The sequence below is a fragment of the Streptosporangium longisporum genome, assembly GCF_039534895.1.
GTDB lineage: Bacteria > Actinomycetota > Actinomycetes > Streptosporangiales > Streptosporangiaceae > Streptosporangium > Streptosporangium longisporum.
In genome coordinates, this window is record NZ_BAAAWD010000014.1 from 275,541 (window position 1) to 295,782 (window position 20,242).

Below are 20,242 nucleotides of genomic sequence, written 5' to 3' on the forward strand. Positions count from 1 at the left end.
GAGCGGGTGAGGCTGATGAGCCACAGCAAGGTCATCGTCACCGTAGCGTAGACAACCCACGACGAACTAGTTGCTCGGTTTGCGATCATGCACCAGCTGGCTGGTGACGGGGCGGCCGATGATCAATCGCTGAATCTCCGATGTCCTTCGAAGATGGTGTAGGTCATCGAAAAGGGTGCTCCCGAGCTGCGGGAACGTCGCCTTCAAGCTCTCAAGCAGCGAAAACGCTGCTGGCTGGTATGCGGCGTTCAGCAACACTTTTCATCCTCTGACAGACAAGCGACGGAGCAAACTCGTTCCGGTCGGTTACTCACCGCGCCTCCGAAAGGCACCCGAAAGCGACGGCATCCCGAAAGGGTGCATGACCAGGACTCTCTTGGCGCTAACAAACAAGATTCCCATCGGCGAAATGTCTGTGCCGTCCGCTACCGTGTCCGCCATCTCACACGAGAGGCAAGGGTAACGATGACTGTAGAGCTCAGCGCAAGAGGCGCTGGCGCCGACCAGCATGCCAACGAGCTCCGCAACTACGCGCGGTCGGTCGTCAAGGACTGGCAGAACAGCCAGACTGCGAACTTCGCCAAACAACTACAGAAGGCGAGCCGGGCGACCGCACGCGACTATCGGGGGCGCTCCTTCCTGGAATTATTGCAGAACGCGCATGACGCGCACTCGGGCGACCGGAACGACGGCCGCGTCCATGTCCTGCTGGATGAGACCGACGGCAAGCACGGAACGCTCTATGTGGCCAACAGCGGCACCCCGTTCACCTGGGATCGAGTGATGGCCATCTGCAAGTACGCCATGAGCGAGAAGAAGGTGGGCGAAGGTATCGGTAACAAGGGTGTGGGCTTCCGCAGCGTCCTGGAGCTCACGAACGCCCCAGAAATTTTCAGCTCATTTTCGGGCCTGCTCGACGGCTACCGGTTTCGCTTCGCCACTTACCCGGATCTCATCGACCTGCTTGAAGACGCAGACCTCGCCGCACGCGCTCACGAGGACCTACCTGACTTTCAAATCCCCTATCCGATCAGCGAGCTGCCGGTCACCTGCGCGACACTCGCCGCAGCGGGACACGTCACTGTCATCCGGCTTCCTCTCAAGAGCCGGGACGCCTGTCTGACGGCAGTGCAGCTCTGGCAGGAGCTGGCCATGGCCAAGGTGCCGGTCATGCTCTTCCTGAACCGGCTGGAGAGCCTGACCCTCGAACATCGGATGCTCGGTGACGACGCCAAGGTTATACGGCTATCGCGCAGCGAAAGCCGCCCGGTCCGCATTGACCAGGTCGATGGGAAGGAAGCCCTCCCCGAAATCTCTCTGGCTGAGATCGATCTCGGGGCGTTTGGTCTGTTCACTATGGTCCGCGGGGTGGTCCCTCCGGATCGGCTCGCTCAGACGGTCAATCGGGCCGTGTCCACCGGCGACCTCGATGATTCCTGGGAGGAGTGGACCGAGCCGGCAATCGTGGAGATCGCGCTGCCTCACGCCGACGCGGCCGACGGCCGCCTCTATACTTTCTTGCCGCTCGGTGGCAGCGCCGTGTCTCCGCTCCACGGTCACCTGAACGCTCCCTTCTTCACCACGGTGGACCGCACTTCACTGGACGAGACCCATCCGCTGAACGAGATGCTCTTCACCTCCGCAGCAGAAACCTGTCTCTTGATGGCTGCTCAGCTGCGACGACAGCCGGACCATCGATCACGCCGGATGGCAATCGATTTGATCAGCTGGGAAGAAGGCCCCGCGGATCTACTCCTCAATGCTGTGCCTCGGGTCCACGGCGCCCCTGTGGAGAAGGTTCAGTTGCTGCCCGTCCTCGACGATCACTCACCGTGCCGATCATGGGATACCCCTGATCGCGCTATCCGCTGGCCCCGAGGTGACTTCCGGGTCTTGACCGCAGACGCCGCCCGCGCTGCTGGCGTTTCCATTGCAGACACAACCGTAGGAGTTCAGCGCCTCGATCGGCTTGTCAGATGTCTCGGACTCCACTTGACACCGTCTCCGAATTTTCTCGCCGACCATGCAGAGCGTATTGCTGTCCGGCTTCCGCTGCCCCGTGGCGGAGAGGCGCCGAGTCCGTGGGACGATCTTTACGTTGACCTCTTCCGGATGTTCGGCCAGCGGGACACCGCAGCCCTCCAGGGACGTCGTCTGCTGCTGTCTGACGACTCCCGGCTGCGGCACTTCAACGGTGCCACTCCCCCGGCGAGTAACGCTCCCCAGCGGCAACAGGCCTTCTTCCATCCCACGGCCGCCGACGCAACCGGGCTCAAGGGAATCACAGTTCCACGCGCGCTGAAGAAGCGTCTGTTCTACACCCACGAGAAGCTGCGCTGGACCAACGGGCAGGGGGAGCCGCACCGCGCAGAAGCCCGCCAGTTCCTCATCCAGCATGGGCTTGTTCACCAGTTCAACGTCCAAACGCTGCTCAGTCACGTCCGACGTGAACTTCAGAACAGTCCATCCAATGAGGTACGCCGCCAAGTTCTGCGATTCGTCTTTCAGGTGCATCAGAACGTAAAAGGAACCAGCATTCCGGACGACCTCGGTCTTCACGTGCCTACCACCTCAGGCTCTCTCATAGAAGCCAAGACAGCGTTTTTTGGCAAGGGGTGGAGAACTGACTGTGGTGACGACTTGGCCACCGTCGTAGCGGAGGGACGCGACCTTTGCCACGACCTGAACAGCATCAAGACTCGGTTCGTGGCGGAACCGGAGACGTTCACCGGCCGTGACAATGGCACCCGCGAAGACTGGCAGAGGTTCCTGTCCATGATCGGCGTTCAGGACGGCCTGATCATGATCCATTCCGAGGTGAACACATGGCTCGATGCCCCCAGCAGCACGGACTTTGTTCGCTGGGCTCAGTTGCCCACCGACATAGCCAACCAATGGAATCCAGAGATTCAGCGGCAATCCCTCTGGCCACGGCGGCCGCGCTCCTCCTATTACGGCACCCATGCCTTTCGAATCCCTGGGCAGGGAGTAGCCACTGAGTTTTCGGAGGCTGGTCGATGCGCCTTCGCTCGCCTCCTCTTTCGTGGCCTCGCTCGCTGGAGTGACCAGCTATTCCAGTGCAGGTGGAGCAGCGGCACAGGCAGCAGGGAGCATCTCATGATCTTCCCTACACCAGCCGCCGTATTCCTTCGCAACTATTCGTGGCTCCCGGTTCGGGATCGCACCCGGAACATCTTGTTCGCCCGGCCATCCAACGTATGGCTCATACCCGAGGAAGCAGAAGGCCAGCTCGTTCCGCTCCCCGTCCCTGATCCCAAGCTCCGCGACCTGCTGCGAAACCGCACGGCACGATCACGCCTTCACGAACTCGGCATGCCCATCTGGGGCAATCAGGAAGACTGCGTTCGCGCCCTCGCCTCACTGGGACGTCTGGTTGCCGAGGGAGAAGTGGGATCCCATGACCGAAACGCGGTCGAGCATGCTAATCAACATGCCTGGCAGCAGTTGGCCGACCGGTCACGATTGTACGGCTACACCGATGCCGTCCTTGAACCGCTCCGTAAGTCCCCGCTACTGGTCGAGCGGGGCGAATCGCTGGACACCGTGGTTCCAGCGGAATTGACTGAAGAAAATGCGATCTACGTGAGCGAGGTGCACGACAATCTCATCGTCCGCTTCATCCGGGACATGACCAAGCCGCTCCTCGTCGTGCCCAAGGCGGCACAGCAGATATCTTTCCTGCTGGTCAAGCTCAGCCGCAGTGGGGTAAGGCAAGTGAGCACCACCAACCCGAGCGTGGAGATCGACGGGCAGAACCCGGAACAGACCGAACTCGGCGCACTGCTTACTGAGCAGATTCCGTGGCTCCCATACGCGCTCGGTGTGCTGGCCGAGCACCAGCAAGTGAAACCTGTAGAGCAGGAACTCATGAAGCTCGTCGCCACGGCGCGACGGATACGCCTGCATGGCTACGAATCCCTGATCATCACGCTCGATAACGAGGCCTGTCCACTGCCAGAGCGCCTGGCAGGAGTGCTGCCACTGCCGAACGAGGACAGTCCTCTCATCGCGGCTCCCGCGGACCTGGCTAACGACCTGACATGGGACGATGTGGCCAAACTCAGTTACGCGATTGCCGCTGTGCTGGACCGGCCAGACTTCACGCACCGTCTTAAGTCAGCCGCGCTCCAACTCAAGGATGCACCCTGCAACGTTGGCAATGTCCCCGAGCAGGTTCTCGCCGCCGCGCTTGACGTCGAGCTCATCCAGTACCGGGAGACGGTCAACCGAATCGATGGCTCACTGGCAGGAATCATCGAACGGCTCTATCCCTTGCTCGTGCACGTGCTCGGCATCGAACTCACCGATGATCTGCTCACTCCGCGTCCAGTCGATGTCGCCGCGCTCCAAGCGCTCCTCGCCAACCACGAAGACGCCCTGCCGCTGAACGCGACCGAGCTTATCCGTGCCGCACGCGCCGCCCGTGGCGTCGACGACTTGCGCGAGCGGACGGGGCTGGGCTTCGCCGAGCTCAACCAGACCCTTGCCATGCTCACCCCGACCTACCAGCAGATCAACCGAGGCGATGCACACGAGGATGCCGTCAGAAGACGTGTAGATCACCGAAGAACCGAACTCGTCGACCGACTACGGCTGGCGTTTCTGGCTGAATTCGATGCCCGTCGGCTCGTCGACGGCTGGCCCGACCTGCGTTCCTTAAGCTGGATCACCGCACCCGATGACTGGGCACTGACGGTCGAGGAAGCCGGCGTTGAATTGGTGGACACATACATCGACGCTTGCCTGGCTCACCGGCTCACCGGCCTGCCCGAGCCCCCGACAGGGGTCTCCCTACCTTCGCGCGACCGCCTCAACAGTGAGAATGCCATGGTAGTCCGGAGTGCGCTTCCCGAGATCAAAGCTTTAATCAGGGCAACCGGGCACATCGTGCCCGCGGCTGTCGATGGGGATGCAGCTAGCCTGCTGGATCTGCGCGGCGCACTGGATTTTCGCCACCTAACCAAGGACGACGTCGTGACCTGGCTCGTCGCTCTGGGCCATTGGCCTGCCGGTATGCCTGCCACTCTCCAGCCTGCGGCCCACGGTGTCACCACCGAGGGCCTGCGCGACCAGCGCACGACAGAAGACCAGATCCGCGACGCCCAGCTTCGCAAGCGGAGGATCGTCTCTGTTGCCGGCCAGGAAGTCGATGTCGCGTCCGGTAGTTACACGGGTTTGATCTCCGCGTTGCGAAATACAGTGGCGGCGAATCCGGTAATCATCAGCAGCGGCCTTCATTTCGCGAACCTGGAGGCTCCGGCCACAGGCCGTACCCGCAGCGGCGGGCGCGGAGGAGTCTTTGGCGGCGGTCGACAGGACCTTTCGCAGGAGCAGCGAGACGCGCTCGGCTTCATGGGCGAGTGGTACGCCTACGAATGGCTCCGCCGCTACTTCCCTGCCACCACTGAGGAGAGTTGGGTATCTTCCAACCGTCGGCATGTCTTCCCCGGCAGTCCTGGAGATGACAGCCTTGGATACGACTTCCTCGTCGGATCTGACAGCGAACCCTTCATGTTCGAGGTAAAGGCGACCAGGGGTGACGGTGGCCAGATCGAGCTGGGTGAGAGCGAAGTCCGTGCCGCACAACGATACGCGGGAAGCACGAGATGGAGCATCCTGGCTGTCCTCTGGATCGAGGACCCGGAGCGCGCCCGGCTCCTCCGGCTTCCAAACCCCTTCAGCGCCAAGGGTCGCAAGGTTTTCCGGACCGAGGGTGGCTCGATCCGGTTCTCGTATCGATTGGCTAATTGAGCCGACTGAACCGCCTCGATGCTCCGCCAGGGCTTCCGCCTTGGCGTTGGCGGGTGACTACCGGGGGCGACGCTTCGGAGGTTCGGGCCTGTCAGCGGCCCATCGCAGCAGCCGGAAGGCGCGTTCACTGAGGCGCGCGGAGCCGAACAGTGCTACTCCGATGATGAAGAGCCCGATGGTTGTCTGCAGGCTGACAATGGCCCCACAGAGGATGGGATGTACGACCCATGCGATGGCAGGCGCACCTGCAGCAGTAGTGGCAAGGGCGGCCAGACGGCCGTAGCGCGTCATCGTTCCTGACATGCTCCGATCCCAGTGCACAAGACCCTGTTGCGTCTCGAAACGAAGGCCAACTCGGGTAACCCAGGGTCGTTTTGGTTATCTACATACGAACCCATCATCGATGAGATCATCGTCAGTGTCGGTAATCTCGGGGCGCGTCTTCAAGCCAAGAACACCCAGATCGGCAGCAGGACAAAGCCGCCCTTGGGGTGAGGAAGGTGGGTCGGTGCCAGAGCAGGAGTCCCCAATCGCGCAGGGAGGAGAGATCTTCGCTGGCTACCTCAAACTAGCGCGCGAGGCAGCATGGAACCCGTCAGCCGCATGGCTGGCCCGCCACTCAGGTATCCCCTGTAGCACGGTGGAGAACCTGATCAACGGCCAACGTAAGCGTCTGCCGGACTGGACTGATCAGGTTGAGCCCTTGTTGAAGGCCTATCAACGCAAAGTACAAGACAATCAGCGAGAACATCCCGATTCCATTTTGGGTAGTCTCGCAGCCTGGAAGCAGGTTTATGACGACGCGCAGAACAACCGCCCGACTACCAGTCCGCTACCAGTGCATGTCGCTACGCAATCGACCGACCGAACAGACGTGCACAACAGCAACTGGGCGGAGAACGATTCCGTTCCGCACGGCCCGGGGCGGCCGATCAGGCAGGTGCGCCCATTAGACCTGGAAGTGCATCCGGCCATCGATGCTGGCGCGGCAGCCGCTGGCTTTGGGCCGTTACCCGCCTACATCGGCCGTGCTCATGATGTAGCGCTAGCCTCCGCGGTAGCGGGGGTGCAGCGTCTGCGCGATGTTCAGATGTGCGTCCTAGTTGGCGAGTCCTCCACCGGCAAGACACGCGCTTGCTGGGAAGCTATACGGGATTTGCCTGAGCCCTGGCGATTGTGGCATCCGCTGCGTCCAGACCGGCCCGAGGCGGCCTTAGCTGGCCTGGATAACGTTGGCTCACACACTGTCATATGGCTCAACGAAGCCCAGCACTACCTGCTCACCCCAAGCCCATTGGGAGAACAGATCGCCGCGGCATTGCGTGATCTATCGGCTACACCCGAGCGTGGCCCGGTCTTGGTATTGGCTACTTTGTGGCCTGCCTATTGGGACATACTCACCAGAATGCCTGCCCCTGGCTTGCCTGATCCCCACGCCCAAGCTCGTGAGCTTATCAAGAACCTCAGCATCCGCATCCCTACGTCCTTCACTGGCCCCGATCTTGCGGCTGCAATTCTGCGTGCCGATCGCGCAGGGGATCCGCGACTCACCGAGGCGCTGGCTCGCGCGCGAACCGGAGCGCTGACCCAATATCTTGCTGGCGGTCCCGCGCTGATCGAGCGCTATGAAAACGCCACCGTCGCGACTCAGGCGGTATTGCATGCTGCGATGGATGCCCGCCGGCTCGGACATGGGCCCGTCCTATCCCGGCCGCTGTTAGAAGAAGCCGCCGCCGGATACCTGACCGACGAGCAATGGGAGATGCTAGCCGATGACTGGTCAGAACAGGCGTTCGCCTACCTGACCGATCTACTGCCGTGTCGAGGAGCTCGCGCCCCGCTGAGCAGAATCAGACCTCGCCCTGGAGATCCCTCCAGGCAAGCGATGCCAAGCGAAGGTGACTTATTCTACCGCTTGGCTGACTTTCTGGAAGAATATGGTGCTCGCTCGCGGCGTTTGATCTGTCCTCCCTCAAGTTTCTGGCAAGCCTCCTCTCAACATGCATCACTCGACGATAGAACGACCCTTGCCGAGGCCGCTCGACGCCGTGGACGCTTGCGACATGCCGAGAAACTAGGGATGCCTTCAGACATACCTGATCGCAATGACTTAGAGTATCTTCGCAAGGCGAGTCGAGATGATAAACAAAAGAGAAATGCGCCACCGAAACCGCCTGGCCGCGCTTCAGTCAAGAGACATGCAACATGGTACCAAAGGCCGATGCAACAGCTATTAAGACCCCCCTCTCTTGCCGAAGCATCAGGAGGGACGAACATTCTGACGATTACGTTCGATTCCCAATTAGGAGACATTTCTACTCTCGAGCATCTCAGATGGGAGGCATGCGAGGCGGATCCGAAATATCTTGCCCACATGGAAAACAAATTTAGCCTCGACGAATGCCAGCAGTACACGCAAGCATATCGGTTGACATCCTGCACTGATAGCGAAGAGCCATTCCAGCTGGTAATAATACGTAGGACGCTATTTTCCGTCACACCATCCTTTAATCTTACTCACCACCACGAGGAGGATCGGGGCGTCCTCGCCGAGGCCCAGGGAAATTTCCTAATAAGTCTCGCCGAGACGTACGAGAAGCTCAGTGATCACCAATCCGTTGAGTTTATTTATCGCTTAGGCCTTAACGCTGACAGCATCCCCGTTATGAGGGAAGCTGCTCGCAAGCACTTGCGGGATGGGAATCCGACAGAAGCGATCACATTGTATCGCCGAGCCGCCAGCGCTAACGACATCGAATCAATACTTCAAGTAGTTCAGCTGTTGGAGCAGGAAGGAAAGAGAGCAGAAGCGAAGAATTACGCATTTGATATTGCCGATACAGGCAACTTGACGGCCCTAAAAAAGCTTATAGAGCTGACGGAGAGCACCGAGAATTTAGAAGAGCTCGACCAATTTGCGCATGAAGTCTTTGACGCTGGCTATGCCATGCTATTTCAATCTACACAAGCACTCCCATGGGTGTCTGATGCGTTTAGATTCGGACTAGAGGCAGATGGATCTGTCAGCCGTCCTTCATGAAAAACCGTTCTACGGGCTGAGCTGAAACCGGCTAACACGTCTCCTCTGGGCGGGATGGTGACGGTGCGATTGACACGCACTCAAGAACATCCAGGAGGATGGTTGCGCTGCCGCATAGTCGCAAGGCCTGAAGCGTCTACCGAACCGGAGCAACTCCAGTGCCGCGCGAGTATCGATGGATCTCGGCGATGCGCTCGGCCAGGTGCCCATCATGACCGCCCGAGAACCAGGGGCGCCCCGGCGACGTGCGTAGAAGGCGGCTCGGGAGACCTCCAGCAGCTCACATGTGCGCTTGACGTTGTGGCTGCCCTGCTTTTCCGCCTGAAAAGTGGAGGGTCATGCTTTCGTTGCTTCTAGTGCTTGATCTAACGGGCCCTGTGCTTCAGATTGCCTGCTAACAGGTGAGACGATGACCCGACTCGGCGAGTACGGGACATGCACGGGATGATCTCCCTAACGGCACGGACCGTCCAAGACGTTCGCGCAGCTCACGCCGCACGAGTCAACTGTGAGACCGCCGCTCTCCTAAAGCGGGTGTCGCATGTTCGAATCATGCCGGGGGCACCATCTTGACCAACCGTTAGCCCCTTGACCAGGGGCTTAGCGTGCGCTCCCCCAGTGATCACATGCAGTCGGGTGCCGTCGCGTGCAGCCATAGGTCAATGATCGGGGGACACATGGGGGACGATCTTGAAGGAGTTTCCCCGGGTCGACCATGACTCTCGCCTTCTCCGGACGCAGCTTCAAGAAACTGGACCTTGATCCGCTCCGCTTCTAATGCATCTTCGTCGGCGACATTTGTCGGTGCCGTGGTGTGTCCTTCAAGTCACCTTTGAAGGGAGTTAGAGCATGTATGAAGACGAGTCGTCGTTGCACGATGCGGCCGAGGAGGGTTCACCCGAGGAGGTCGCGGAGTTGGCCGGTCGCATGGAGAATGTCGACGCCATGTACGAGGGACGAACCGCTCTCTGGGTCGCTGTGTACGAGGGTCGCCACGACAACGCCCGCGCCCTGGTGTCCGCGGGGGCTGACCCGTGGAGGCCGATGATGAGCGGCTGGTCACCCGGGCGTCTCAGCCTGGCCGGCCCGGAGCCCGGCCTGTTCGACCGCCCCATCGGAATGAACGGGCTGTCGAATGACGAAGTCGCCGCGGTAGCGGAGGCCGAGCGCCTGAGGGCGACGCTGGGCGATCTCTATTACGACGGCACAGGGCTGGCGTGTGTGGCCGGGATCGACGCGGCCGAGGCGACGCGGCGGCTAGAAGCCACAGTCGAGATCGCCGACCCCGAGGAGTTCCTCAACGAGATCGACCCTTTCAGCGAGGAGTCGATGGCCTTCGTCGGCGTTACCGACGTACCCGGTGGCTGCGTCGTCACCCAGCCATGGGGGTACATGCCGCAGACGCCCGGCGTCAGCAAGCGCTTGTCCGTAGGTACCGTCTGTTACGGCCTGTACGCCAACCCCAAGAGCGGCAACCAGGGCAGCATCGTTCGCGACGGTGAGATCGTCGGTTGGGACCTGCATCCCGGCGGAACTCCCTGGGAGGAGGACGGGCCGCTGGAGGTCCTGTTCTCCTACCTTTACCGGTACCGTGCGGTCGCCTATTCCTGTGCCTACGCCGGCCTGCGGTTGACTGACGCGCGTGCAGTCACCGGGCCGCCCGACGTGTGGCTGCGTCTGCCGGAACGCGACTACTGGCGCTGACCTCACGTTTCCCGTGGAACGCGAAGAATTCGCGGAGCCGGTCAAGGGATGGCGAACCCATCCGCCTATTCGTGTCACGGTTGGTCTTGTAATCCTGGCTCTCCCGAACATCCTGCCGTGCCGCGCTTAGCCACTGCGGGTTGTCCTTGAAGTGGTCGCCTAGAGCCTGTTTCAAAGGCAGGTGAGCCAGTCGTTGATGGCGGCGATATGGATGGTGGCCTGGTAACGGACGGCGAGCTTGTCGTATCTGGTGGCGAGAGCGCGGTGGCGCTTGAGCCGGTTGATACCGCGCTCCACGGTGTTGCGATCGCGGTAGTCGATCCGGTCGAAGGCCGGAGGCCGACCGCCTCGGCTGCCGCGTCGTAGCCGTCCTTGAACCCGGTCGGCCGGTTCGGGAATCGTGGCGCGGATACCGCGCCGGCGCAGGTGAGAGCGGATGGCTTGGGAGGAGTAGGCCTTGTCCGCCCGTACCCGGTCCGGACGGGTCCGCGGCCGTCCCGGCCCTACTCTGGGCACCTTGATGGCGGCCATGACCGCCTCGAACTGCGGTGCATCTCCGCGCTGGCCGGCGGTCAGGACCAGCGACAACAGTTTCTGGCCCTGCTCGCACGCCAGGTGCAGCTTGGTCGACAGGCCACCGCGAGAGCGGCCCAGCGCGTGATCGCCGGGTTCGGTCTCCACCCCGCCGGGCGGCTCGGCCTGCCGGTCTGCTGTCCTTGATGCCCCGGCCGCGTGCTGGTGGGCTCGGCAGATCGTGGAATCGACTCCCACCTGCCAGCCGATCAGCCCTTGGGCATCGCCGGCGGCCTGCAGGCCGCACACGATCTGCCGCCAGGTACCTGAGCGCTGCCACCGGCGAAACAAGGAGTACACCGCCTGCCAGGAGCCATAGCATTCGGGCACGTCCCGCCACGGTGCTCCGACCCGTACCCGCCACCGGATCCCGTCGATCAGCTGTCGTTTGGTCCACCGCGAGGGCCGCCCCGGCCTCTTGGCCGCCGGCAGCAGCGGTTCCAAGGCCGCCCATTGCGCATCGGTCAGATCGAACCGCCGCGTCACCGCTAGGGTGGTCACGAGATCTCCGGTGTTCAGGTTCTTCTTGGTCGTTGAACCCTCTACCGGAGATCTCTTTATTTAGCGATCGTTACACACCGCTACATACCGGACTTCGAGACAGGCCTTAGGCCGCCCCAAAACGACGAAGGCCCCGGAACAGCCCGGGCCCATGGAGCAGCATTGTCGATCATTCTCCTAGGGCGCGTATTGGGTCGTGATCAATCTGTTGATTCGCCCTCGTGATGAGATCTGGACCGGTAGATCTTGTTGCGTGACGCGAGTGCAACTGACGGACGCGGAGTGGGAGTTAATCGGGCCGTACCTGCCGATCGGCGAGTATGGCCCGTATCCCGAGCGGTTACGGCAGCAGTTCGAGGGGGTGATCTGGCGGTTCAGGACCGGCGGACAGTGACGGGAGATGCCGCAGGAGTTCGGTGCCTGGTCGACCGTCCACAACCGCTTCCGGCAATGGCGTGACGCCGGCGTCTTCGAGGCCCTGCTGGAGGGCCTGATCGCGGAGGCAGCCAAGCGGGGTGCGGTGGACCTGTCCCTGGTCGGCGTCGACTCCACCACCGCGCGTGCTCACCACGACGCGGCCGGGATGCACCTGGGCGAGGACGTTCTCGGCGTCCTGGAGAAGGCAGCCGCCGAGGAGGAGTGGGCCCGGTCAAAAGGGGCGGTCTCGAAGAACAAGACGGACAGGACGCCGAGATCGATCCCGAGCGGGAGGAGCGACGACGTATCCGGCGTCGGCGGAAACTCCGGCTGAAGGCCGCCCTGCTGGGACGCTCCAGGGGCGGGCAGAGCAGCAAGGTTCACCTGGCCGCCGACCGCAAGTGCCGCCCGCTGGCGTTCGTGCTGACCGCAGGCCAGGCCGCGGACAGCCCGCAGTTCATCCCCGTGCTGGGGAAGATACGCATCCGCATGCCCGTCGGCCGCCCCCGCACCCGGCCGGACGCGGTCGCCGCCGACAAGGCCTACTCCTCCCGCGGCAATCGGGCTCACCTGCGCAGACGCGGCATCAAGGCAGTGATCCCGGAGAAGAAAGACCAGGCCGCCAACCGGAAGAAGAAGGGCTCCGCAGGCGGTCGGCCTGTCAGTCACGACGCCGACCTCTACAAGGAAAGGAACACCGTCGAGCGCCTGATCAACAAGCTCAAGGCCTGGCGAGGCGTCGCCACCCGATACGACAAGACCCCAGGCAGCTACCTCGCCGGCCTCCATCTGCGCGCCTCAATGATCTGGGTCAAGCACCTCACCCGGACCACCACTTGATCACGACTCGATACACGCCCTAGCGCTTCATCGATCTTGCTGTTGGCGCGGCTGTGCTGTCCTTCGATGCACTTGGCGTAGACCCTCAAGAGCACGTCAACGCTATGACCGGCCCGTCGAGTGATTTTGAGATACCCTGCAGATTTCAGGCTTCTGTCAGCTTATGTAGCTGACTGTCCGGAATCTGCAGGGCAGCTCAAGCCTGCCACAGCTGCATCGACTCAGAGCGCTGCCAACGCGTGTAATCCTCGCGCCGCCCCCGAGGAATGAGGTGCACCAGACCATGACGCATCAGCACCCAATGCACTGCTACCCGGGACGGGACGAGACCGTACCGGGACAGGGACGACGGGTCAGCTCTCACACCAGCCGGCGAGCACCCCGGCGAGGGTGGTTACGCCGCAGCTCGCAGAGTCCGTAGAAAGCCACAAGAAACCCGCTCATTGGACTGCCGGTGTGATGACGGGCCTGGTCAAGTCCATGGTGGTAGTCCACTAGCAGAATCCTCACCGGCCTTTGCTGACGCCGTTTCTTTACGCACTTGGCGGACAATCGCCGCGGTGCCGATGACGGCGGCGGTGGCGCCGGCCGCGGCGCTCCTGGCCTCCTTGACCGGCAACCGCCTGCCGGCCACGGTCGTCCTCTTCTCGCGCAGTTGCAACAGCTGCTCGAACGCGGCCTCGTTGGTCCACAAGGGCTTCCAGTCGGCCTTGCACAGAGCCGCGCAGTCGGCGACCCACGGGTAGACGATGTAGTGCCGGTCGGTCGCGGACTCAGGTACGGACGCCTTGACGTCGAGACGAGTGTGTTTCGCCAACTGAGGAAGTCCGCCGCAGTGAAACCCTGAAGGCTACCGACTGACTACTTTCCTCCTGAAACCAGAATTGGAAGCCCGGGGCCTGGCAAGCTACTCGCATGGGCTCACGAACAATGTGCTCGATCCTGGCCGCATTTCTCCTGCTGACCGGGTGCTCGGCTGCGGACAGTAAGAATCTCGCCCAGTCCAAGTCCAAGTCCAAGCCTACGCCGGAACGCAGCTGTTCGCTCTTTCAGGGTTCCACCCTGGCCCCCACGCCGCCGCCGCTGCCGTTCGGAGGTGATGTGCGGCTGGTTCACTACAACGCCTATCCCTACAGTGACGGATTCTCCAGCGTGGTAGCGCTGCGCGACGGCACCGCGTACGCGGTCGGACAGCGGCAGTTCCCCGCCCCGAACCGCCCCGATGGGCCGCACGAGCCTTGCGGGTCGCTCCGCTGGAGTTCGTTCGTGTTGCGGTGGGACGGCACGAGCTGGCAGGAGATGCCGGCGCCTGAGCGGGTGGTGGAGCCGCGGCACGTCACCGCCACCTCCGATGGCCACATCTGGGTGTTCGGCATCTGCATGGACCCCTCCGCGAACGGTGGCGGGCGCGGCTGCGTGACGCACTGGGACGGGACCGCGTGGACCGCCTCCGAGTTCCAGATCGAGGACACGCAGTTCGCGGGCGTCGCCGCGTTCGCCCGCGACGATGTCTGGACGGGCACCTACGACATGCTCCAGCACTGGGATGGCGAGCGCTGGCAGGCACGGCGACCGCCCTTGCACATCGGCGCCTTGGAAGGAACGGGATCCGGCACCCTGTGGATCGCGGGAGAAAAAGACGGCCATCCCGCGCTTGCCCGATGGACCGGCCGTGAATGGAGGTCGGTTCCCCGGCCGCCCATTCCTCGCGTGTACAAGGACCAAGGTGAGACGCGCGTGCTCGACATTGCCGTCGGCGACCAAGGGGAGGTGTGGGTGCTCAGCTCGATGTACTGGATCTGCGGTGAAGAGGAGATGACGTGCACCAGACCGGTGCTGATGAAATGGGACGGCTTCCGATGGACGGTCAAGGTCATGCCCGAAGAATCCTCCATCGGAAGCATCGTCTCTGACGGCGCCGGCGGCCTCTGGGCGAACGCCTCCCGTAACCTGACCCACTTCACCGGTGGGGAGTGGGAAAATCACCCGATCACCCGTGGACCCTTGGGCGGCCGGACGGTGGCACAGCTCGCCCGGCGTCCCGGGGCGGCGACGGTATGGGCCGTCGGCCAGGACGGGACCGAGGACGAGAAGATGCCGTTCTCAAACGGCATCATCTGGAAAATGGACCCGTAGACAGTGCTCCCACGTACCCAACCCCGACGGCTTGCCACCATGTCTCTCGCTGGGCACCGGATCCGACCGGCAGAAAAGCGCCCTTGACCAGCAGAAACCCTGGTCAAGGGCTTCTTGGCGTGTCCGGGGCCGCACGACTGTCAGCGATCGTTGGCCACTGCCCCTTCCCGATGCTGCATGATCCTCTGGGCCCGCGTCCGTCTTGACGCGTGCGATGCAAAAGCTTGGACACCGACGGCGATACTCCGGAACCGAATCCGTGCAGAGGTGGAGAGCCGAGGGTCCCGTCACGAGCGCTTCGGCGGCACCGGAAGCGAGGGGCGCGCCCCGGTCTCACACGCGGACGGCGCGACGGCCGACGACAGCCATGGTGGTGGTCACGGAAGAAGTCCTCGGAAGCTCATCAGGGTGCTCTTCGTCGTGATCCCGTACGCGACTCGCTCGTCGATCCCGTACCTCATCCGCTTCGAACATCTCACACTCAGACGCGCACCTCCGCGGTGTGGGCGTGTCCGCGGCTGCCCCTCACCTCCACCTTGAGCGCGGTCTTGGCCCTGCGCACGCTGCGGTCGCTTTTCTCGATCGATCTCACCGGCCAGGGCAGTGTGATCTTCACCTCGTCGGCGGTCCTGGACGGGTCGGAGAGCGCGAGCCGTACCCGCTTGTCTGCGTGGTGGACCAGCAGGGTGCAGGGGCCGTCGACGGTGAGCGGGCCGTCGGGGGTCTCGACGGTTCCCGCGCGCCAGAAGACGGCGGCGGTCATGCCGTCGCGTGAGATGGCCTGCACCGCCGCGGAGTTGGCGAGGATCTCGATCCGCCCGTCGTAGGCCTCCATCTGCGTGACGGAGGCATCGGGCAGTACGGCGTAGGCGTAGCGCGCCTTGCGGGGGTCGACGCCGTGGTCGATGAGGATCGTCGTGTAGTGCCTGGTGACGGGAGACGTGTCCCCTCCGGTGGTGGCACCCTTGTCGATGTCCCGCCAGCGGCCGGTGCGCTTCTTGCGGATCACCTTCGCGTCGGCGCCGTCGAGCAGCGCGTAGCCGGCCACACCGTCCAGGTGGATCCATCCGTCGCCCCGGGTCAGCGGCGGATGCCGGTCGTGGGTGTTGCGGTTCTCCACGACGGTCTCGATACGGCGGCCGTCGGAGGCGGTGATGCCGGCGCCGAGGGCGATCACCGCGTCGTCGAGCAGGAACCACGCCTTCCTGGCCCGCAGCGAGGAGCCGCCGGCGATGAGTCTCATGGCGGCCACGCCGTACTCGCCGTCGAGCGCCACGCCGCCCGCCCACGGGGTGGGAGGCAGACGACGGTGGTCGTGCGGGAGATCGGCGCGCCTGCGGGTGTCGACCGTCGTGCCCGGCAGCCGGTACGGGTCGATCGTGGGCCACAGGTCGTCGTTCCAGTGGGTGAGGTCGCCGGTGTAGAGGTAGGTCATGCCGTCGCCGGTGTACCAGCCGTGCAGGTTCTCCCGGTTGATGGCCTCGGCGGCGCCGATGCGCCGCGAGCTCATTGCGATCGCGTACGCCCAGGTGGGGCGGCGGTGCACGACCCGGTCCATGTCGGCGAAGACGTACGTGCCCGTCGTGCGCGGGCCGACGGGCACCGACGGGTCGGCCAGCAGGGCGGTGGCCCTCGCGATGCTCGCCGGCGGTGCGAGCGTGCCGTAGGGGGTGGCCTGGTTGCGGGTGAGCCAGCCTTTGACCAGCGGTCGCCAGCGCCGGGCGTGGCGCTCGGGTGCCGTCTCCAGCAGGGTGAGGACGGCCTCGACCGCCTTCTGTCCCGAGTGGTGGTCACGGTGGCCCTGCACCGAGATCTGCCGGCCGCGTACGCAGTCCATCATCAGCCCGTCGAAGACGAAGGGCACGAACGAGCGATCCACGAGGTCGTAGACGTTGTCGATTCCGGTGATCTCCCACGGTGACCCGGAGAGCATGGCGATCAGCTTGGCCACGCTCTCCAGGTAGTCCACACCGTAGCTGCCGGTGTAGGGGTACACGTCGTGCTGGATGAACGATCCGTCACGGTAGAAGCCGTCGCCCGGGCCCCTCGTCGGCCGTAGAAGGTCGGAGACGGCGTTCCTGGCCCGCTTGACGAGGCGGGCGTCGTGGGTGAGCAGCCCGCGCATCGCCACCGCCATGGCCTTGCCCGCACGGTTGGCGCCGGTCTCGACGACGCCGGGGTGGCTGACGCGGCGCTCCGGGTCGGGGCACCAACGGCGCAGGGGGCGCAGCCAGCGTTCGATGCGGTCCGGGGGCAGGCCGTCGTACAGCAGGGCGCAGGTGTCGGTCAGCGCGCGGGGGACGCCGATCTCCCACCAGAACCAGTTGCTGCCCCGCCGGTCGAGCCCTTCGTGGTACGCGTGCTCGTAGAGGAAGTCCAACGCATTGACAGCGGTCCGGGCGACCTGGCCGTCGTGGTGCATGGCGGTGCCCGGCGTGGCCCAGGCCAGCGCCAGGGTGCGCATGCGGTTGTAGGAGCGGTTGAAGTTGCCCGTCCGGGGGTCCGACAGCGACAGGTCCGGCCACAGGCTCGGGCGATCGGCGGCGGGCCTCAGCTTGCGCAGCACCGCGTTGGCCGACCCCTCGAGCATCCGTGCCCTGTCGGTGTACGTCCTGTCGGTATGAACGGAGTCGTACGACCCTCCGGCCAGCAGGCTCACCCACCGCTCGCGCGCGGCGTCGAACGTGGTGGCGCCGGCCGCCTCGGCCGGTCTCTCCCACAGGGCGAGACCGGCCACTGCCGCGGCGCTCAGCAGGGCGGACCGCCGGCTGAGGGGGTGGGTCATAAAGCTTCTTCCGGCAACAGGGCAGGTATCAGACGAAAAGATCATAAGTCGGCATGCAGGTGGATCATCCGGCTCTTCTGACGGCGAGTGGGTGTACGAACGTCGCCGGGAACGCGCGGTACCCGGCTCGGGCGGTGACAAACCGGACCGATCAGCCGATGGTGTCTCACCGGCCGGAGCATCCCGAGCTGCCCGCTTACCTGACCGAACAAAGAGCCTCAAAAGCGGTGGAAGTCGCTCCGTAGCCATTCCGGAGGACCCGAAGAAACGTCAGGTAAGGTCCGACCGATTGTACGCTTTGTGGTCCTCTGCGCGACTCCTGGGGTACGGATCAGGTTGTGGTCGAGAGACGGTCCGGGAGAGGTCTTACGCCGGATCATCGCTGGGCGAAACCGGCGACCGGCGGGACAGCTCTCAGGAGTGCTGTCATAGCGGGTGGGGCCGGCCCACCGTGCCCGGTGGGCGAACGCCAAGTCATGCTCCGGAAAACGCCGGGGCTCTGGCCGCGGCCGGGAACGGGACCGTCCGGGATCACGGTGGCCCCTCGGGGTGGGCCGCCGCCGACGATTCTCGTCGTCAGTCGCGCTTGCGTGCCGTGAGGAGGAGGTACTCCCACTCCATCACCGTTCCTCCCTCACCGTGCAGGTGGCGGCGGGCCAGTTCGGTGAGGGCGTGGTCCAGGGCGGCGACCCGGTCGGGGTCCCCTGCCATCCCCCGGTAGACGGCGACGGTCGGGCCGTAGTTGGCCTTGAAGTAGTCGAGGAACGCGCCCGGGTGAGTGAACCGGTCGACCGTGACCGTCTGACGGCGTGCGACGACATCGGTGACCGCGTCCCCGAGCAGCGTGCGGACGTGATCCTCGCTGCCCCACAGCGGAGGGGGTTGCGCGCCGGGCGGAGGCGGGGGCGCGTACGGCTTCATCGTCGCGAACATCTGTCCGACGAACCCCTCCGGCGTCCAGCTGAGCAGGCCGATCGTGCCGCCCGGACGGCAGACCCGGACCAGTTCGCCGGCGGCGGCCCGGTGGTGGGGGGCGAACATGACCCCGAGACAGGACATGACCGTGTCGAACTCGCCGTCGGCGTACGGCAGGGCCTCCGCGTCGTCCTGTCGCCACTCGACCTCCGCGCCGCGCCGCGCGGCCAGGGCCCGTCCCGCCTCCAGCAGTTCCGGGGTCAGGTCGCCGGCCACCACGCTCGCCCCGGCCAGCGCCGCGGGAATGGCGGCGTTGCCCGACCCGGCGGCCACGTCCAGAACCCTGTCCCCGCGTCCCACCCCGCACGCCTCGACCAGGATCGCACCCAGCTCGGGGATGATCTCGGCGGCGACCGCGGGGTAGTCGCCCAACGCCCACATGGCGCGGTGCCTGGCCTTCAGCGCACGGCCGGCCTCTGACGCCTCGCCCGGTACGTTCATCGTGCTTCTCCCTCATCGTCGCGGTGGACTGGGATCGACGGTAGGGAGGGACGGATCCGCCATCCAGTACACGATCTGTACCGGCACCCGGCCGGTTGTCGCCGACGTTCGCGGCGGCTGACTTTAGACTGCGGAGCGTGGGCTCCTCCTATCACCAGTTCTGCCCGGTCGCCAAGGCCGTGGAACTGCTCGACGAACGCTGGACGCTGCTCGTCATCCGGGAACTGGTGTGCGGGACCGAGCGTTTCAACGAACTGCGTCGCGGTCTGCCGCGCATGTCCCCCACGTTGCTGTCCCGGCGCCTGCACCGGCTCACCCATGCCGGCATCGTGGAGAGGCGCGTCGAGGACAACGACGTGCGATACGTGCTGACCCAGGCCGGCCACGAGCTGCGACCGGTGATCGAGGCGCTCGCCGCCTGGGGCGTCCGCTGGATCGGAGAGCTGGGCGACGAGGACCTGGACCCGAAGCTGCTGCTGTGGGACATGCACCGCAACGTCGACCGGACCGCCGTTCCGGACGGGCGGACGGTCGTCGAGTTCCGGTTCCCGGACGTGCCACCCGGCAGCCGCCACTGGTGGCTCGTGATCACACGTGGCGAGGTCGACGTCTGCGACACCGACCCCGGTCACGCCGTGACCGTGACGGTGACCGCCGGCCTGCGCAGCATGGTCGAGGTCTGGCGCGGCGACCTGAGCTGGCCGGACGCGCTGCGTGCCCACGCGGTCGAGGTGCAGGGCCCCGAAGCGCTACGCCGCGCCGTGCCTCTGTGGTTCGCACTTCCCGACTGGGCCTCCGTGCCCCGGCCCTTAGCTTTTCGCCCCTCGGCGACCGCAGACGGCTCGATGCCACCGTAGGACCGCTGTATGTCGGCATGTCAGCGGTCACGGAACATGCACGCAATCGTCTTGACGCTACCTGCACCGGCGAGGCCGCCGATGACAAGGTGAGGCGCCTAAGGCCTGTCTCGAAGTCCGGTATGTAGCGGTGTGTAACGATCGCTAAATAAAGAGATCTCCGGTAGAGGGTTCAACGACCAAGAAGAACCTGAACACCGG

General features: G+C 64.2%; 9 protein-coding genes and 1 pseudogene. 6 read left to right on the forward strand and 4 right to left on the reverse strand.

Annotated features, from left to right (window positions below; translation table 11 throughout):
* Nucleotides 1-465 precede the first annotated feature (465 nt).
* The 3 genes from ABD832_RS24655 to ABD832_RS24665 all read left to right on the forward strand — a co-directional run bounded on the left by ABD832_RS24655 (nt 466) and on the right by ABD832_RS24665 (nt 10,516).
* Nucleotides 466-5,772: a sacsin N-terminal ATP-binding-like domain-containing protein gene (locus ABD832_RS24655; protein ID WP_344899395.1), complete on the forward strand. Its 5,307-nt coding sequence runs from the start codon at nt 466-468 to the stop codon at nt 5,770-5,772.
* A gap of 640 nt (nt 5,773-6,412) precedes the next feature.
* Complete coding sequence (locus ABD832_RS24660; protein WP_344899397.1) at nt 6,413-8,812, forward strand: tetratricopeptide repeat protein; 2,400 nt, start codon at nt 6,413-6,415, stop codon at nt 8,810-8,812.
* 849 nt (nt 8,813-9,661) lie between these two features.
* Nucleotides 9,662-10,516 carry an ankyrin repeat domain-containing protein gene (locus tag ABD832_RS24665; RefSeq protein WP_344899399.1) on the forward strand — a complete coding sequence of 285 codons (855 nt, stop codon included), beginning with the start codon at nt 9,662-9,664 and terminating at the stop codon, nt 10,514-10,516.
* Between the two features lie 171 nt (nt 10,517-10,687).
* Here the strand turns inward: ABD832_RS24665 and ABD832_RS24670 are convergent, their stop codons facing one another.
* Complete coding sequence (locus ABD832_RS24670) at nt 10,688-11,575, reverse strand: IS5 family transposase (RefSeq protein ID WP_344895986.1); 888 nt, start codon at nt 11,573-11,575, stop codon at nt 10,688-10,690.
* Between the two features lie 268 nt (nt 11,576-11,843).
* Between ABD832_RS24670 and ABD832_RS24675 the strand changes: the two are divergent.
* Nucleotides 11,844-12,847 (forward strand): annotated as a pseudogene (locus ABD832_RS24675) (IS5 family transposase).
* Nucleotides 12,848-13,319: 472 nt separating this feature from the next.
* On the opposite strand, the gene ABD832_RS24680 reads toward ABD832_RS24675, so the two are convergent.
* Complete coding sequence (locus tag ABD832_RS24680; protein WP_344899401.1) at nt 13,320-13,664, reverse strand: hypothetical protein; 345 nt, start codon at nt 13,662-13,664, stop codon at nt 13,320-13,322.
* 98 nt (nt 13,665-13,762) lie between these two features.
* Between ABD832_RS24680 and ABD832_RS24685 the strand changes: the two genes are divergently transcribed.
* The gene (locus ABD832_RS24685) at nt 13,763-14,983 is read left to right on the forward strand and encodes a ligand-binding sensor domain-containing protein (protein ID WP_344899403.1); all 1,221 of its coding nucleotides are present in this window, start codon (nt 13,763-13,765) and stop codon (nt 14,981-14,983) included.
* A gap of 481 nt (nt 14,984-15,464) precedes the next feature.
* Here ABD832_RS24685 and ABD832_RS24690 read toward each other — a convergent pair whose 3' ends face one another.
* Together ABD832_RS24690 and ABD832_RS24695 are read right to left on the reverse strand one after the other, a co-directional pair.
* The gene (locus tag ABD832_RS24690) at nt 15,465-17,768 is read right to left on the reverse strand and encodes a polysaccharide lyase 8 family protein (RefSeq protein WP_344899405.1); all 2,304 of its coding nucleotides are present in this window, start codon (nt 17,766-17,768) and stop codon (nt 15,465-15,467) included.
* A gap of 576 nt (nt 17,769-18,344) precedes the next feature.
* A complete protein-coding gene (locus tag ABD832_RS24695; protein WP_344899407.1) occupies nt 18,345-19,184 on the reverse strand; it encodes a class I SAM-dependent methyltransferase in 840 nt (279 codons plus the stop codon).
* 137 nt (nt 19,185-19,321) lie between these two features.
* On the opposite strand from ABD832_RS24695, the gene ABD832_RS24700 reads away from it, so the two are divergent.
* The gene (locus tag ABD832_RS24700; protein WP_344899409.1) at nt 19,322-20,041 is read left to right on the forward strand and encodes a winged helix-turn-helix transcriptional regulator; all 720 of its coding nucleotides are present in this window, start codon (nt 19,322-19,324) and stop codon (nt 20,039-20,041) included.
* Nucleotides 20,042-20,242: the final 201 nt, after the last annotated feature.

Bases quoted from the DNA above. Each gene is read 5' to 3' on its own strand.
- ABD832_RS24695 (WP_344899407.1), bottom strand. From the start codon at position 19,184: ATGAACGTACCGGGCGAGGCGTCAGAGGCCGGCCGTGCGCTGAAGGCC.
- ABD832_RS24665 (WP_344899399.1), top strand. From the start codon at position 9,662: ATGTATGAAGACGAGTCGTCGTTGCACGATGCGGCCGAGGAGGGTTCA.
- ABD832_RS24690 (WP_344899405.1), bottom strand. From the start codon at position 17,768: ATGACCCACCCCCTCAGCCGGCGGTCCGCCCTGCTGAGCGCCGCGGCA.
- ABD832_RS24685 (WP_344899403.1), top strand. From the start codon at position 13,763: ATGGGCTCACGAACAATGTGCTCGATCCTGGCCGCATTTCTCCTGCTG.
- ABD832_RS24655 (WP_344899395.1), top strand. From the start codon at position 466: ATGACTGTAGAGCTCAGCGCAAGAGGCGCTGGCGCCGACCAGCATGCC.